The sequence below is a fragment of the Luteimonas sp. A478 genome (genome assembly GCF_054052025.1).
Genome location: NZ_JBSVRF010000001.1, coordinates 390,335 through 406,393 on the forward strand (window position 1 = coordinate 390,335; position 16,059 = coordinate 406,393).

16 protein-coding genes are annotated in these 16,059 nt (G+C 67.3%); 5 read left to right on the forward strand and 11 right to left on the reverse strand.

The features are described from left to right. Positions 1-16: 16 nt before the first annotated feature. From ACW7G3_RS01870 to purB, 4 genes are all read right to left on the reverse strand, one after another. Complete coding sequence (locus tag ACW7G3_RS01870; RefSeq protein ID WP_456980799.1) at positions 17-2,875, reverse strand: 2-oxoglutarate dehydrogenase E1 component; 2,859 nt, start codon at positions 2,873-2,875, stop codon at positions 17-19. A 190-nt stretch (positions 2,876-3,065) separates the two neighbouring features. Beyond that, positions 3,066-3,983: a GNAT family N-acetyltransferase gene (locus tag ACW7G3_RS01875; RefSeq protein ID WP_456980800.1), complete on the reverse strand. Its 918-nt coding sequence runs from the start codon at positions 3,981-3,983 to the stop codon at positions 3,066-3,068. Then, complete coding sequence (locus tag ACW7G3_RS01880; protein ID WP_456980801.1) at positions 3,980-5,182, reverse strand: JmjC domain-containing protein; 1,203 nt, start codon at positions 5,180-5,182, stop codon at positions 3,980-3,982. Before ACW7G3_RS01880 ends, ACW7G3_RS01875 begins: the two co-directional genes overlap by 4 nt. 72 nt (positions 5,183-5,254) lie before the next feature. Next, a complete protein-coding gene (purB, locus tag ACW7G3_RS01885; RefSeq protein WP_456980802.1) occupies positions 5,255-6,622 on the reverse strand; it encodes an adenylosuccinate lyase in 1,368 nt (455 codons plus the stop codon). Between the two features lie 200 nt (positions 6,623-6,822). On the opposite strand from purB, the gene ACW7G3_RS01890 reads away from it, so the two are divergent. Then, positions 6,823-8,205, forward strand: coding sequence for a class II fumarate hydratase (locus ACW7G3_RS01890; RefSeq protein WP_456980803.1), 1,383 nt, complete (start codon positions 6,823-6,825; stop codon positions 8,203-8,205). Here the strand turns inward: ACW7G3_RS01890 and ACW7G3_RS01895 are convergent, their stop codons facing one another. Genes ACW7G3_RS01895 through ACW7G3_RS01925 form a run of 7 tightly spaced genes read right to left on the reverse strand, consistent with a single transcriptional unit; the run spans position 8,206 to position 13,229 of the window. Then, entirely contained in the window at positions 8,206-8,883 is a 678-nt protein-coding gene (locus ACW7G3_RS01895; protein WP_456980804.1) for a hypothetical protein, read from the reverse strand. Between the two features lie 47 nt (positions 8,884-8,930). Continuing rightward, positions 8,931-9,761, reverse strand: a complete 831-nt coding sequence (locus tag ACW7G3_RS01900; protein WP_456980805.1) for a GIN domain-containing protein — start codon at positions 9,759-9,761, stop codon at positions 8,931-8,933. A 28-nt stretch (positions 9,762-9,789) separates the two neighbouring features. Further along, positions 9,790-10,485 (reverse strand): hypothetical protein, encoded by a 696-nt coding sequence (locus tag ACW7G3_RS01905; RefSeq protein ID WP_456980806.1) that lies wholly within the window; start codon positions 10,483-10,485, stop codon positions 9,790-9,792. Between the two features lie 26 nt (positions 10,486-10,511). After that, positions 10,512-11,528: an ABC transporter permease gene (locus ACW7G3_RS01910; RefSeq protein ID WP_456980807.1), complete on the reverse strand. Its 1,017-nt coding sequence runs from the start codon at positions 11,526-11,528 to the stop codon at positions 10,512-10,514. Beyond that, entirely contained in the window at positions 11,525-12,415 is an 891-nt protein-coding gene (locus ACW7G3_RS01915) for an ABC transporter ATP-binding protein (RefSeq protein ID WP_456971982.1), read from the reverse strand. Before ACW7G3_RS01915 ends, ACW7G3_RS01910 begins: the two co-directional genes overlap by 4 nt. Beyond that, entirely contained in the window at positions 12,412-12,783 is a 372-nt protein-coding gene (locus ACW7G3_RS01920) for a GntR family transcriptional regulator (protein WP_456971984.1), read from the reverse strand. The genes ACW7G3_RS01915 and ACW7G3_RS01920 overlap by 4 nt, the downstream gene beginning before the upstream one ends. Further along, positions 12,780-13,229 carry a hypothetical protein gene (locus tag ACW7G3_RS01925; RefSeq protein ID WP_456971986.1) on the reverse strand — a complete coding sequence of 150 codons (450 nt, stop codon included), beginning with the start codon at positions 13,227-13,229 and terminating at the stop codon, positions 12,780-12,782. Before ACW7G3_RS01925 ends, ACW7G3_RS01920 begins: the two co-directional genes overlap by 4 nt. Positions 13,230-13,425: 196 nt before the next feature. Between ACW7G3_RS01925 and ACW7G3_RS01930 the strand changes: the two genes are divergently transcribed. Genes ACW7G3_RS01930 through ACW7G3_RS01945 form a run of 4 tightly spaced genes read left to right on the forward strand, consistent with a single transcriptional unit; the run spans position 13,426 to position 16,018 of the window. Further along, positions 13,426-14,364 carry an FKBP-type peptidyl-prolyl cis-trans isomerase gene (locus ACW7G3_RS01930; protein ID WP_456980808.1) on the forward strand — a complete coding sequence of 313 codons (939 nt, stop codon included), beginning with the start codon at positions 13,426-13,428 and terminating at the stop codon, positions 14,362-14,364. A gap of 11 nt (positions 14,365-14,375) precedes the next feature. Beyond that, positions 14,376-15,155, forward strand: coding sequence for an FKBP-type peptidyl-prolyl cis-trans isomerase (locus tag ACW7G3_RS01935; protein ID WP_456971990.1), 780 nt, complete (start codon positions 14,376-14,378; stop codon positions 15,153-15,155). Between the two features lie 17 nt (positions 15,156-15,172). Beyond that, positions 15,173-15,388 (forward strand): SlyX family protein, encoded by a 216-nt coding sequence (locus tag ACW7G3_RS01940; RefSeq protein WP_456971992.1) that lies wholly within the window; start codon positions 15,173-15,175, stop codon positions 15,386-15,388. Positions 15,389-15,397: 9 nt separating this feature from the next. Then, positions 15,398-16,018: a DUF2058 family protein gene (locus tag ACW7G3_RS01945; RefSeq protein WP_456980809.1), complete on the forward strand. Its 621-nt coding sequence runs from the start codon at positions 15,398-15,400 to the stop codon at positions 16,016-16,018. Positions 16,019-16,059: the final 41 nt, after the last annotated feature.

The window sequence follows — 16,059 nt, forward strand, 5'->3', positions numbered from 1 at the left end:
AATCGTATGGGTGGGGTTATTCGGCCGACATGCCCTTGGGCGGGTTGACCAGGGCATCGGCGATGAGTGCCGTCTGCTCCTCGACGTGCTGGTTGAATACGCCGACCGCCGGTGACGGCGAGCGCGAACGACCAGCGTAGTGGAGCTTCTGGCCATCGGCCAGGCAAAACTCCAGGTGGTGCTTGATCTGGTACCACGCGCCCTGGTTCTGCGGCTCTTCCTGGCACCAGATCACATCGACGCCCTTGCCGTAGCGGCCCAGCTGCTCAGCCAGCTGCTCGCGCGGGAACGGATACAGCTGCTCCACGCGGATCAGCGCGACCTCGGCATCCAGCTCCTGCTTGCCACGGGCTTCCAGCAGGTCGTAGTAGACCTTGCCAGAGCAGACCACCACGCGCTTGCACTTGGCCGGCTTCACGTCGGCGTCCGGGATCAGGTGCATGAACTCGCCGTCGGCCAGCTCGTCCAGGGTCGACACGGCCAGCTTGTGGCGCAGCAGCGACTTGGGCGTCATCACCACCAGCGGCTTGCGGGTGGTCATGCACAGCTGGCGGCGGATCATGTGGAATGCCTGGGCCGGGGTGGTCGGCACGCAGACCAGCATGTTGTCCAGCGCGCACAGCTGCAGGAACCGCTCCAGGCGCGCCGAGCTGTGCTCGGGGCCTTGCCCTTCGTAGCCATGCGGCAGGAACAGCGCCAGGCCGGCCAGCCGGCCCCACTTGGCTTCACCCGAAGACAGGAACTGGTCGATCACCACCTGGGCGCCGTTGGCGAAATCGCCGAACTGGCCTTCCCAGATGCACAGGGTGTTGGGCTCGGAAGTGGAGTAGCCGTATTCAAACGCCATCACCGCTTCCTCGCTGAGCAGCGAGTCGATGATGGTGGCGTCTTCGGGGTTGTCCACCAGCTCGCGCAGCGGCAGGTAGTCGCGGTCGGTCTTCTGGTCGTGCAACACCGCATGGCGGTGGAAGAAGGTGCCGCGGCCCGAATCCTGGCCGACCAGGCGCAGGCGCTTGCCCTCGTCAAGCAGGGTGGCGTAGGCAAGATTTTCGGCGAAGCCCCAGTCGCCAGGGATCTCGCCGGCCGCCATCTTCTGGCGGTCCTGGTAGATCCGGGCAACGCGCGAATGCAGCTCGATATCTTCAGGGACGTTGCTGATGATGCCGGCCAGTTCCTTCAGGCGGTCGGCGTCGACGCGGGTGTCCACTTCGTCGGCCAGGGTGCCGCGCAGGTAGCTGCCCCAGTCGATGGTCAGGTCGTAGCCTTCCGGGCCGGTATCGGTCAATTCGGCGGTGACTTCGCCCGCGTCCAGCTTGTCGCGGTAGCGGTCCACCAGCGCCTTGGCCTCGTCGGCGTCGACGACGCCTTCGCTGGCCAGGCGCTCGGCGTAGAGCTCGCGCGTGGTCTTGAGCTTGCGGATGACCTGGTACATGAGCGGCTGGGTGGCAGCCGGCTCATCGGCCTCGTTGTGGCCGTGGCGGCGGTAGCACACCAGGTCGATCACCACGTCCTTGCCGAACTTCTGGCGGAAGTCGTAGGCGGCTTCCATGCAGAACACCACCGCGTCGGGGTCATCGGCATTCACGTGCAGCACCGGGGCGGCGACCATCTTCGCCACGTCGGTGCAGTACTGGGTGGAACGCGCGTCCTGCTGGTCGCTGGTGGTGAAGCCGACCTGGTTGTTGATCACCACGTGCACGGTGCCGCCGACGGCGAAGCCGCGGGCCTGCGACATCTGCAGCAGCTCCATCACCACGCCCTGGCCGGCGAAGGCGGCGTCGCCGTGCAGCAGCACCGGCACCACCTGCTTGCGCTCGGTATCGCCGCGGCGGTGCTGGCGCGAACGGGCGCTGCCGGCCACCACCGGGTTGACGATCTCAAGGTGCGAAGGGTTGAACGCCAGCGCCAGGTGCACGGGGCCGCCCGGGGTACGCACGTCGGCCGAGAAGCCCATGTGGTACTTCACGTCGCCGGTCTGGGCATGCACGCCGTCGAACTCGAACTTGCCTTCAAACTCGTCGAACAGGCGCTTGGGCGACTTGCCCATGGTGTTGACCAGCACGTTCAGGCGGCCGCGGTGGGCCATGCCCATCACGATATCCTTCACGCCGTCCTGGCCGGCGCGCTGGATCAGCGCGTCCAGGGCGGGGATCAGCGAATCGCCGCCTTCCAGCGAGAAGCGCTTCTGGCCCACGTATTTGGTGTGCAGGTAGCGCTCAAGGCCTTCGGCCGCGGTCAGGCGCTCCAGGGTGCGGCGCTTCTCGTCGCCGCCGCGGTGGAACGTGCCGCCGGCGGCTTCGACGCGCTGGTACAGCCACTGGCGCTGCTCGGCATCGGGGATGTGCATGAACTCGGCGCCGATGCTGCCGCAGTAGGTGGTGCGCAGCAGGCCGAGCAGATCGCGCAGGCGCATCCGCTCGGGGCCACCAAAGGTGCTGGTGCTGCCACCGCCGGGGCCGGTGCGGAACTCCTCGTCCAGATCGGCGTCGGACAGGCCGTGGAAGGGCAGGTCCAGGTCCGGGGCGTCCAGCTTCTCCATCATCCCCAGCGGGTCGATGTTGGCCTGCAGGTGGCCACGCGAGCGGTAAGCGGTGATCAGCTTGAGCACGGCTCCCTGCTTGCGGGAGGCTTCGCCATCGACGACTTCGGTCGCCGTGCCACTGCGGGCGGAGCGGGCGGCGGCGGACACCTGGGCGATGACTGCCGAATGGGGAACGTCACCGGCTTCGCGACCGTTGAAGCTGTCGAACCAGGTTTTCCAATTGGCATCGACGCTGTCGGGATTGACCAGGTACTGCTCGTAAAGGTCTTCAATGAAGGCGGCGTTGGCGCCAAGCTGTGAAGACTTGGCAAACTGCTTGAGGAGGCTTTCCACGTCTGGGGTCAGGACTCGAGAAATGTGGGGAGGCGGTATGCCGCTCCGGCCGTGCGCCGGCGTCGGCGGCAATGATCCATTCGATGAATGAAACCCCATCGATTATAGCCGCAGCGCCCGTTCAGGGCGAACGCCGCAGATGGAACGGCACGTATCGGGTCAGTGGGGGGTGGGCCATGGGAAGGCGGGTTCACAGGCCCAGGGTGCGCAGTTCGGAACATGGCCTGGAGCGCTCCCACACCGGCTTGAAAGATTCGGCCAGCTGGCGTGCACGACCGGCATCGGCCACATCCCAGTCGCCGTCGTAACGGTGCCCCAGGCTACGAAAGTAGTAGGCCCCCGTGTCACTGGTGATGAAAGCCGCGGCATAGGCTCGGTCCACCGGGTCGTCGACCGCCCGGAACTGGAACACGCTGGGCAGGCGCTGGGCAAGGGCGAGCAGCGGGGCATGGGCGCGCTGCGCCGCGGCGGGGTCGTGCAGCAGGACCGATACCTGCCGGCCTCGCCCGCCCACCGCGAACCGGCGCAGCGCCGTCAGCACGCAAGCCGTATCCAGCAGGCCCGGGTCCAGCTCACGGCTGTGGATCCACAGCCGGTTGCGCGCACGGCTGATCACGGCGGCGGCGGCGATCACGGCTTCATCGCGATCCTCCACGGCCATCGGCCCGGCCAGCACGCGTCGCATGGCCTGGTGCTCGATGCCGGCTTCCTGGAAGCGTTCACCGCAGGCAATGAAACCGTGCCGGGCATAGAAATCGATTGCGGACGCCTGCGCATGCAGGCTCGCTTCGGGCATGGCCTGGGCGCGGGCGTGGACAAGCAGGGCGCGCAGCAGTGCGTTGCCCACCCCGTGGCCACGCCATTCCGCCAACACCGCCATGCGCCCGATGCGGCCGGAAGGACTGATCCGGCCGGTGCCTATCGGCTGGCCCTGCGCGTCCCGGGCCAGGGCATGCACGTGCTGTGGATCAGCCGGGTCGTGCTCGAGCTCCGGTGGTACCTGCTGTTCGTGGATGAAAACCACGTCGCGCACTGCGCGCAGCGCTTCCCTGGCCTGGTTGAAATCAACCAGCTCGACCCGGAAGCCTGGCGCTGGGCCCGGGGTCATTCGGCCTCGTCGTCCTCGGGCATGGCCAGCCGGTAGTGGCCCTGGCCGAGCAGTTCGATCAGCACGTCGCGGGCCGGCTCGGACAGGGTGGCGTAGAGCGCGCCGTCCACGGTGGCCGCCGCCGCGAGTCGGCTGGCGTCTGCGGCCGGCAGCGGTTGATCCTCGCCGGCCACGTAAAGGCGCGCCTCGCCGCCGTCTGCGGCCCGGCGCCAGGCCATGCGGGTCCAGGGATGGCGTTGCAGGGTTCCGCCCTGCTGCAGGTCCCATTCAATTTCGATCCGCGAGCGCTGATCTTCGCCGGGGGCGGCCTGTGCGCCCACCCGGTAGAGAGTGATGAAGCGGCCAAACCAGTCGCCGAGACGGTCGGGATCGCGCATCCGCAGCAGGTTGAGCGCTTCGACCACCCGCTCCATGGCCGCTGCGTCGATCTCATGCGGATCCTGCGGCAGTTCCAGGTTGGAATCGTGGTAGCGCAGGCTGTCGTCGGCCTCGGCGATCATTGCGTCCGCCCAGTCGCCCACCAGTTCGGCAGCCGACGGCGCACGCATGCCGACCGAGAAGGTCAGGCAGGCGTCCTCGGCCACCCCGTGGTGGGGCACGCCTGGCGGCAGGTACAGCATGTCGCCCGGCCCCAGCACCCACTCATGACTGGGGTCGAACTGCTGCAGCAGGCGCAGTTCCACGTCCGGGCGGTAGTCCAGCGGCGGGTTGGCGCGCGCGTCGATCTGCCAGCGGCGGTGGCCATGGGCCTGGAGCAGGAACACGTCGTACTGGTCGATGTGCGCGCCCACCGATCCGCCGGGAGCGGCGAAGCTGACCATGACGTCGTCGATCCGCCAGCGCGGCAGGAAGTCGAAGTGCGGCAGCAGGGCGGCGATGTCGGCGTCCCACTTGTCCACGTCCTGCACCAGCAGGGTCCAGTCCTGGTGCGGCATGCCCGGGAACATTTCCTCGGGGAATGGACCGTGGCTGACCTTCCAGCCGTCCCGGGCGCGATCGTGCCGCACGATCCGGGCCAGCACGCCGTCCTCGCAGGCCAGCCCGGCCAGGTCTTCAGGCTCGATCGGCGACTCGAATCCCGGAAAGGCATTGCGGATCAGCAGGGGCCGTTTCTGCCAGTAATCGCGCAGGAACTGTTCGGGTGGCATGCCCAGCGGCGGCAGGCTGCTGGCGTCGATTTCAATGGGAGGGGAGGTCATGGCTGAAGGGTAACGTGATCCAGTGGGGCTATGCGGGGAGGGGGCGGTGAAGCGCGGGCGCAGCGCGGGAACTCAGATCTCGCGTGCCAGGTGCTCTGCCAGCCCGGTATAGCCGGCGGGGGTGAGCGCCAGCAGGCGCTGCTTGTCCGCGGCGGGCAGGTCGAGCGATTCGATGAAACCGCGCATGGAATCGGCAGTGATCCCCTGGCCGCGGGTCAGGGCCTTGAGCTGCTCGTACGGATTCGGCAGTCCGTGGCGGCGCATGACGGTCTGCACCGCTTCGGCCAGCACCTCCCAGGCGGCGTCCAGATCGGCCTGCAGCCGGTCGTGGTTCACGCTCAGCTTGTCCAGGCCGCGCAGCAGGGCGTCATAACCCACCAGGGCGTGGCCGAAGGCGGTGCCCAGGCCGCGCAGCACGGTGGAGTCGGTCAGGTCACGCTGCCAGCGGCTGATCGGCAGCTTGGTGGAGAAGTGGCCGAGCAGGGCGTTGGCCACGCCGAAGTTGCCTTCGGCGTTTTCGAAATCGATCGGGTTGACCTTGTGCGGCATGGTGGAGCTGCCGACTTCGCCTTCCTTCAGCGCCTGGCGGAAGTAGCCCAGCGAGATGTAACCCCACACGTCGCGGCACAGGTCAATGCAGATGGTGTCGATGCGCGCCTGCGCGTCACAGGCTTCGGCGATGCCGTCGTGCGGCTCGATCTGGGTGGTGTACGGCTGCCAGTCCAGCCCCAGCCCGCTCACGAAGCGCTCGGAGAAAGCCGGCCAGTCCACGTCCGGATACGCGGCCACGTGGGCGTTGTAGTTGCCCACGGCGCCGTTGATCTTGCCCGGCATCGGCAGCTCGGCCAGCACCTCGCGCTGGCGCTGCAGGCGGGCCACCACGTTGGCCAGTTCCTTGCCCAGCGTGGTCGGGGAGGCGGTCTGGCCGTGGGTGCGCGAGAGCATGGGCACGGCGGCCAGTTCATGGGCCATGGTGCGGAGCTTGCCGACCAGGGCGTCCAGCTTCGGCACCATCACCCCGTCGCGCGCCTCGCGCAGCATCAGCGCGTAGGAGAGGTTGTTGATGTCCTCGCTGGTGCAGGCGAAATGCACGAACTCCAACGCGCCGGCCAGCGTGGGGTCGTCGCCCAGACGCTCCTTGATGAAGTATTCCACCGCCTTGACGTCATGGTTGGTGGTGCGCTCGATCTCCTTGACCCGGGCCGCATCGTTCACGCTGAAGTCGTTGGCCAGGGCCTTCAGCCGGTCGCGGGCGCCGTCGTCAAAGTCGGCAAGCTCAACAATGCCGGGTTCGGCCGCCAGGGCCAGCAGCCATTCCACTTCGACCCGCACACGGGCCCGGATCAGGCCGAATTCGGAAAAGATCGGACGCAGCGGATCGGCCTTGGAGGCGTAGCGGCCGTCGAGCGGGGACAGGGCGAGCAGGGTGGCTTCGGACATGGGTCTCGGCAGGTGGTGGCGCGGCGTGGATGCCGGCAGGCTGAAGGAACCGGCGGGCGCCGGGGCTGGGACGGACCGCAGCCTGTCAATTCTAGCGCCACCGGAAGGCCACGGTCGCTGGCGTATCCTCTGGCCAATGCCGGCAGGCGCCACGCGCCCACGGGCCGGTGCCCACTTACTCCCGCCAGATGGAGACGCCGATGTCAGGATCCTTCCGTATCGAACGCGACAGCATGGGTGAGCTGCAGGTGCCCGCCGATGCCCTGTGGGGCGCGCAGACCCAGCGCGCCGTGCAAAATTTCCCCATTTCCGGCCGGCCGATGCCGCGCGGCTTCATCCGGGCGCTGGGGCTGGTCAAGGCCGCAGCGGCGGAAGCCAACGTTGGGCTCGGGCTGCTGCCAAAGGCCTTGGGCGGAGCGATCGCCAAGGCCGCCATGGAAGTGGCCGACGGCCGCCATGACGCGCAGTTCCCGATCGACATCTACCAGACCGGTTCGGGTACTTCGTCGAACATGAATGCCAACGAGGTCATTGCCGCGCTTGCTTCCACCGCCCGGCGCAAGGTGCACCCCAACGATCACGTCAACCTGGGCCAGAGCTCAAACGACGTGATTCCCACCGCGATCCGCGTGTCCGCCCAGCTGGCCACGGTGGAAGATCTGCTGCCGGCGCTCAAGCACCTGCGCAACACCATCAACCGCCGGGCGCGGGGAATGACCAAAGTGGTCAAGACCGGGCGCACCCATCTGATGGACGCCATGCCGCTGACCTTCGCCCAGGAGTTCGGCACCTGGGCGTCCCAGCTCGATTCCGCCCAGGGCCGGATCGAGGACAGCCTGAAGCGGCTGCGCCGGCTGCCGCTGGGCGGCACGGCGATCGGCACCGGCATCAACGCCGACCCACGGTTCGGACCCAGGGTGGCCAGGCTGCTGTCGTCGGGCAGCAAGGCGAAATTCGAGAGCGCCAAGGACAAGTTCGAGGGCATCGCCACCCAGGACGACGCGGTGGAACTGTCCGGTCAGCTGAACGTGCTGGCGGTAGCTTTGATGAAGATCGCCAACGACCTGCGCTGGATGAACTCCGGCCCGCTGGCCGGCCTTGGCGAGGTGGAACTGCCAGCGCTGCAGCCGGGCAGCTCGATCATGCCGGGCAAGGTCAACCCGGTCATGCCGGAAGCAGCCTGCATGGTGTGCGCCCAGGTGATGGGCCACCACGCCGCGATCACCGTGGCGGGGCAGAGCGGCAACTTCCAGCTCAACGTGATGCTGCCTCTGATCGCGGCCAACCTGCTCGATTCAATCCAGCTGCTGGGCAACACCATGCGCCTGCTGGCCGACGATGTGATTGCCGGGCTGAAGGTGCGCAAGGACAACGTGGCCGATGCGCTGGAACGCAATCCGATCCTGGTGACCGCGCTCAATCCGGTGATCGGCTACGAAAAGGGCGCGGCGATCGCCAAGCGCGCCTACGCCGAGAACCGGCCGGTGCTGGAGGTGGCGCTGGAAGACAGCGGCCTGACCGAGGACGAGCTCAGGCGCCTGCTTGATCCGGTGGCGCTGACCACCGGGGGCATTGGCGGCTGATCAGTCGCTACCGAGGCCGGCGAACTCGCGTCGCACGTCGGCTTCGCAGTTGCTGATCTCGTCCGGGTCGAGGGTGGCGTAGGGGCGGAATTCCGGAACGCTGCCGGCCAGCCGCTGCTGCGAGCCGTACAGCGCGGGAAGGCTGTCGCAGATCTGCAGCACAGCCGGTTCCACCAGGCCGGTAACGGTCTTTTTGATGTTGCGCTCGAGGCTGCCACTCAGGGCGCTGACCATGAGGCGGAACAGGCCGCGGTCCACAGAGTCGATTGCGACCAGGGCCGCCTGCTCACCAATTTCCATGCCGGCCAGGGCGATATTGATCACCTGGCCGCGATATGTCAGCAGATCCTTGCGCTGCTGGCTGTCGATGGCCACGGCTGCACCGTCAATCAGCAAGTCGCCGTGCGGGGTGATCTCCGCCTTCAACCGGGGCTCCCCGTCGTCGCGTGCGTCGTTGTTTCCAAAGCGCAGGCTGTCGTCCACGTCGAGATTGCCGGTCTGCAGTTCGACCCGGGCGGCTGCCAGCTCCGCGCGCACTTCGCGCAGGGCTTCGGCCATTTCCTGGCGGATTTCGCCGCGGACTGAATCCTTTTCGGAGCTGGCGGCCTGTGCAGCGGGCAGCAGCAGGCACAGGGCGGCGGCGCAGGCGGTCAGGCGCAGGGTGCGGATGGAGCGCATGTCGGTGTCCTCTATCTGTCTTGGTACAGGTACGGAGTCAAAAAAGTTCAGCGGCGGCGCGGCACGTCCACGCTGCCATCGACGCCGGTGTGGCGAACGCTGCCGCTGCCAGCGGAGCGGACGGTGAGGTCACCGCCCACGCCGCGGATATCCAGGTCGCCCGAGCCGATCGAGCCGACGCTGATGCTTCCGCGCACATCGCGCAGGTCGGCATCGCCGGAGCCAATGCTGCCGACACCCACGTCTCCGGCGGCTCCTTCCAGTTCGAAATCGCCGGATCCGATGCTGCCGACCTCGACGCTCCCGCGGACCTGATGGGCTTCGATGTCGCCCGAACCGATGGAAAGGATGTTCAGCGCGCCGATGTCGTGCAGCGTGATATCGCCGGATCCGACCTTGGCCGTGACCAGCCCGGCGATGTTGCGCGCCTCCACATCGCCGGAGCCCACATCGGCGCTCATGGCCGAGGCGCCGGTAAGCCAGGCGTCGCCGGAGCCGACGATGAGCTGCACCAGGACGTTGTCCGGCACGCTGCCGGACAGGTCCAGATAGGCGTAGCCGCCGCCGGAAAAGAGCCCGCCGAGTCGCCCCTCGCGGTACACGCGGACGGTCAGCTGGTCGCCATCCCGCTGCTGCTCCAGCTTCAGATTGTCCAGCGCTCCGGCGCTGGAAGCGCAGGCGCGGCCCTGGAGGGTTCCGTCGGCATTGGCGCCGGCGTCCAGACGCAGCTTGTTGTGGCCGATCTCGAACTTCACCGTGCGCACCCCGTCCAGTTCCAGCTGCATCTGCCGGGGGGCGGAATGCCTGCAGTTATCATCTTCGGCATGGGCAGCTAGCGGCAGCAGCAGGGCGCAGAGCAGCAGGTAACGATGGTGCATGGGGACGCTCCGGGATGGCTGCATGGGATCAGATGCTGATTTCATCGGTGGGCTCCACGGTCGGGTCGGCGTCTGTGTCCTTGCCACAGTCCTCGATGTCCTTGCGGGTCATGGTGGCGTAGGGGACAAACTCGGGCATGGCGGAGGCCAGCGCCTGCTGGCTGTCATGCAGTCCAGGCAGCAGCGTGCACAGCGCAGTGGCCTCCTGCTCAATCCGTTCCGCCTCGGCCTCGATCCGGGCTTCGTACTCCCTGCGGCCCTCTTCGCCGCCGAACAGTGCCTGGCCGATGCCGGTCAGCGCGGTGCCTGCAATGTCCGCGCCTTGGATGCCCAGCGCCATGCCGGCCTGGGCCACCCCCAGCAGGTGACCGCGATAAGCGACCAGAAGCTCTTGCTGACGGGCATTGGCGGGCACTTCCTCGCCGGCGATCAACAGCACGCCATCCGGGCTGATCTCCGCCTTTGGAAGGTCGTCGGTGTCATCGCCCGTGCCGAAGCTGAGCCCGTTGATATGGATGCGGCTGTTCTTGCCGATCTGGATGTTTTCCTTTTCCAGCTTGCGCTGGGCCTCGGCGATGCCCTTGGCTGCCTGGCGGCCAATGAAACTGGTGGCGCCCCCGGTTTCATCGGTGTCAGGCGGGGCGGGCTCGTTGCTGCAGCCTGCAGCCAGGGCGGCAGCGAGGATCGAAACGATGGCGATGCCGGTTCTTGAGCGGATATGCATGTCGGTATCCCGGGGTACGTGGGCGATCAGCCCTCTTCGCGCCAGCGGCGCAGGCGGATGGCGAGCAGGATCATGGCGATGCCCGCCACGACGCCCAGCCAGAGGTCCAGGGTTCCCGCCACCTGCCAGCTCTGCAGCGGGCTGATCAGCAGCGGGATGTCTTCCGGACCGTTGATGGAGGTCGTGCTCATGCCGTGGGCGCTGGGCAGCCACGACCCGGGGAAAACGCTCAGCAGCCCGCGGTTGGCCACCGCGTACCACAGGGCACCGTAGTTGAGTTTGAACCCCAGGATCGCGCTGACCATGCTGATCAGGGCGCAGCCCATGACCGGTACGATCAGCGCCCACAGGAACGGCTTGCTGCGGGCCGCGGCCGAGCACAGCATCAGCCAGCCGACCGCCGGCAGTGCCCACAGTGCATACAGCGGCAGCAGGGCGAGGACGGAGCCTGTGATCCGGAACGGATGCGAGCTGGTCAGCAGGCCGGCGGTGCCCGGCACCCCGTTGACGGTGGTGGTCAGCGCAGTCAGCACCCACAGTGCCAGGCCGATCAGGATGCCCACCACCATGGCCAGCAGCGGCGCCAGCAGCAGTGCCCAGGCGGCCTTGGAGCCGACCGTGGCGGCGTCGGAAATGGGCATGGATTTCCAGAACAGGATGCTGCGGTCGCGCCGATCGTCGTGCAGGCTGCCCAGGGCGTAGAAGAACACCACGAACCCGAGCACCACCATGCTGATGGAGATCCCCAGCAGCAGGGCCACGTCGCCTGCGGCACCCAGCGCCTGGGTCACCTGTTCGGGAGGGGCCGCATCGTCGATCTGGATGCGGTTGCCGCTACGGGAGGTGAGCAGGCTGGCACCAATGGCCGCAAGCACGGTGAACAGCAGGGTGATGCCGCCGGCAATCGCCGGGGCCCACAGGAACCCGCCACGGTTCTCCCAGAACTCACGTCGCAGCAGCCAGCCGAAGCGCTGGGCGCTGCTGATCTTCCGGCCGCCGGAAGGCCGGGGCGTGGCAACAGTGGAATCAGTGATCGCGTTCATTCGTAGGTTCCCTTCATCGTGGCGACGAACAGGTCGGCGAGGCCCGGGGTGCGGGTTTCACCAAACGGGGCCAGGGTGGAACGGGGGGTGCCGTCAAACAGCATCACGGTCTTGCCAAAGGGCAGGGCACGCTCCTCGAGCGGGCCAAGCTGGCGCGCGGCGTCGATCTGCTCCGCGTTGACCAGTACTTCGGTGAAGCGCTCGGCCAGGTCTTCCATCGGCGCGTCCAGAACGATCCGGCCGTCGCGGATGAACAGCACGTCGGTGAGGATGTGCTCCACCTCTTCCACCTGGTGGGTGGTGATGATGATGGTCTTGTCCTCGTCGAAGTAGTCCTCCAGCAGGCGCTGGTAGAACTGCTTGCGATAGAGCACGTCCAGGCCGAGGGTGGGCTCGTCCAGCACCAGCAGGCGCGCATCAATGGCCATCACCAGGGCCAGGTGCAGCTGCACGATCATGCCTTTGGACATCTGCCGCACGCGCATCTTCGGGGTCAGCTTGGTGTTGGCCAGGAAGCGCTCGCAGCGGGCGCGGTCGAAGCGCGGGTGCACGCCCTCGACGAAATCGATGGCTTCGCGCACCCGGATCCAGCGCGGCAGCACCGCCACATCGGCGATGAAGCACACATCGTTCATCAGCTCGTCGCGGCGGGTGCGCGGATCACGGCCCAGCACGTCCAGTTCGCCCTGGAAGGGAACCAGACCGAGGATGGCCTTGAGCGCGGTGGTCTTGCCGGCGCCGTTGGGGCCGATCAGGCCGACGATGCGGCCCGGTTCGATCGCGAAATCAGTGCCGGCCAGCGCCACGGTGCCGCCATAGGTCTTGCGCAGTCCGCGGGCTTCAATCACCCGCCCGGGCGCGGCTGCGGTGTTCAGGTCAGGGGTCATTTGTCTTCTCCGGTGGATGCGGTTTCCAGCAGATCGGCAGTGGAAAGGCCCAGCAGCCGGATGCGCTCGAGCACCAGCGGCCACTCTTCGGTCAGGAAGCGTTCGCGCTCGTTGCCCAGCAGTTTGCGCGGGACCTCTTCGGTCACGAACATGCCCAGGCCGCGGCGCTTTTCCACCAGTCCCTCATCCACCAGCTCCTGGTAGGCGCGGGAGACCGTGATGGGATTCACCTGGTAGTCGGCGGCCACTTGGCGCACCGAGGGCAGTGCATCACCGGGCTCTAGTTCACCCTCGAGCATCAGCGCGATCACGCGTTCCTTCAGTTGGCGGTAAATGGGAGTACCGTCGCTCCATTGGACTGCACTCATGGCGCCACTCCAGTGTTGTCGGGGCGCAGGCTGCGGGCCGTGCCGAAGTAGGGCATGGCCAGGGCGTTGCGGGTGCGGGGGGTGGCGATCGGCGCATCGTTCGCGGATGGGCGGCGGCGGTTGCCCGGGTCTTCGAGCATGGACGCCAGGGTGGCCTCAACCACCGAGGTGGCCACCAGCGCTGATGCCAGGCTGAGGGCGCCGGCTGCGGTATCAGCCGCGGCCATGTCACCCTGCATGGGGCGGGCAAGGGACCCGAACCCGACGGCGAAGTTCCTGCCCAGGTCCGCGGTGACACGCTGCCCCGGCGGTGCGGCGACGCTGTAGTGTGCGGAGTACGGGCCTGGCTGTTCATATGTACCGGTGCGCGCCGCGATCAGTACGAACAGCAGGATCGCGGCAGCGACCGCAGATGCCAGAATCGTGTTTTGGAACGCCTGGTTCATGGCGAACCTCCTGCCCAAGTTGATTGGTGTTGTATGCAACTATAACACCAGAACACCTATGGTCAATACCCCAGCCTGATTTTTTTAAATGCGCCGGGAGCCGTGCATTCAGGGAGGCGATTGCCCGCGGCCGGGGATGCCGCGACAATAGCGCCGATCGCGTCGTGCGCCGGCGCCCCAATTCGGAGCTTCCCCCATGAACAAAGCACTGCGTGGCGCAGTCGCGCTGTGTCTTGCTGCCGCCTGTTTCCTTACCCTGCCGGCGTTCGCGCAGGCTCTTGAGAGCGAGCGTGACCGGCTCAGCTACATGGTGGGCATGGACGTGGGGCGTTCCCTTGAACCGGTCGGTCCTGATCTGGACTATGCCGCGCTGCAGCGGGCGATCGAGCATGCCTTGGCAGGTGGAGCCCCACTGGTGGATGCAGACACGGCCCGGGCCGTGGGCGAGGCGCTGTCGATCCGCGCCGCGGTGCGCAACGGCCAGCCGGTTCCGGGTCAGCCGCCCGGCACGCCGCCGCCCGACGTGGACCTTGAGCAGGCCGGATTGATGATTGGAGCCGATGTTGCGCGTTCACTGGTTCAGCTGCGCGATGAGCTTGATCTGGCGCCGCTGATGCAGGGGCTGCGGACCCGGGTTGAAGGCGGTGATTTGCTGATGTCCGATGCCGAAGCCGATGCGTTGCGGACGGCGTTTTCGCGTCGGATCCAGGAACGCCAGCAGGCCGAAGCGGCCCAGCTCGGTGAGCGCAACCGCGCCGAAGGTGCGGCGTTCATGGAAGCGAACCGGGCGAACGACGGCGTGATTGCTACCGCCTCGGGCCTGCAGTACCAGGTGATTGAGCAAGGCACTGGTCGCCGGCCCATGCCGCATGACCGGGTGCGCGTTCATTATCACGGCACGCTGCTCGACGGCACAGTATTTGACAGCTCCCGCGACCGCGGTCAGCCTGCTGACTTCGGCCTGGGTCAGGTCATCCCCGGCTGGACCGAGGGCGTGGGCCTGATGCAGGTTGGCGCCCGATACCGATTCTGGATTCCCGGCCATCTCGCCTATGGGGCCAATGGCACCGCTGGCGGTCCGATCGGCCCCAATGCAACCCTGGTTTTCGACGTCGAACTGCTCGACGTCCTGTAAAGGAGTTTTCCATGAAGTTTTCCCCCCGTACCGGATCCGCGGTGCTCCTGGCCCTTGCGATCCCGCTGGCCCTGGGCGCCTGCAAGAAGATTGATGAAGACAGCGCCGCTGCCCCGGCCGTGGCCGCCGAGCGGGAAGTCCGCAGCACGCCCGGCATCGAGGGCATCGATGGGCTGGAAACGGCCCAGCAGCAGGCCGGGTACGTGATCGGCCTGGAAATGGGCGGCACCCTGTACCCGATCCGGGACGAGGTGGATCTGGACGCGATGTTTGACGGCATCCGTGATTCGGTCGAAGCGCGCGAGCCCAGGATCGACGAACCCCAGTTCATGCAGATCATGCAGGCGCTGGGCGAGCGCATGGAGCAGGGGCGTGCGGAAGCAGCCAGCGTGGCCGCCGCGGAAGGAGAGGCTTTCCTTGCCGAGAATGCGCAGCGCGACGAGGTCCAGGTGACCGACTCCGGCCTCCAGTATGAAGTGCTGGAGGAAGGTGAGGGCGACTCGCCGGGTCCGCAGGACCGGGTGCGCGTCCATTACGAAGGCAGCCTGCTCAACGGCGATGTGTTTGACAGCTCGCGCCAGCGCGGCGAGCCGGCCGAGTTCCAGCTGGACCAGGTGGTTCCGGGCTGGCAGGAAGGGCTGCAGCTGATGGCACGGGGTGGCCGCTACAAGTTCTGGATCCCGGCGCCGCTGGGCTACGGCGCAGAAGGCACGCCGGGCGGCCCGATCGGCCCGAATGCAACCCTGGTGTTCGATGTCGAACTGATCGACGTCGCGCCGACGGCTCAATAAGCCGGGATCACGGATCAATGGGCAACGGATTGGAAGCGCGGGTGGTGGAGCTGGAAACGCGGCTCGCGTTCCAGGAGCAGGCCATGGGCGAGCTCAGCGATGCGCTCGCGCAATTGCGCGCCGAGGCGGCGCGTACTGCCGAGCTGTTGCAGCGCGGCCTGGAGGAATTCCGGCAGGGACAGAGTAGCTTCTACGCCGATCCCGGTGACGAGCCGCCCCCGCCGCATTACTGAGTTGGAAATATGAGTACTACGCTTCGTGACCAGTTGCTTGGTCTGGGTTTCAAGGCACCGGCCAAGCCAGAGCGCAAACCCGACCCCCGGCGTGGAAGGCCGGGGGAGCGGGCGCGGGGCAAACCCGCCCCGGGCCCGGACAAGGGCGGTCGTGGGCCGGGCAAGGGCCCCCGGCAGCAGCCGCGCAAGGGCGGGCGTAGCGGTGGCGAGATCGATCTGGCCAAGGCCTACGCGATCCGTGCCCAGCGCGAGAAAGAAGAGCGCGTCCGGGCCGAGCAGCAGAAGCAGGAAGAGGCCCGCAAGCGCCGTGAGGCGCGGGCGAAGCTGACCGCCCTGCTGGAAGGCAAGTCGCTCAATGCCGAGGATGCCGACATTGCCCGGCACTTCGAGTACGGCGGCAAGATCAAGCGCATCCATGTGACCGCCGACCAGCTGAAGGCGCTCAACGCCGGTCAGCTGGGCGTATTGCAGCAGGCCGGCCGCTACCTGCTGGTGACCGCCGCGGTGCTGGCCGAGGCCGAGGCGGTGTTTGCCCCCGCGGTTGCGCTGAAGGTGGATCCGGACGCGCCCGCGGCCGACGATCCATACGCCGACCCGAAGTACCAGGTGCCCGACGACCTCGTCTGGTAAGAGCGCGCCATGCGCGCGAAGCCGCGTGAATTCTGCCGGCG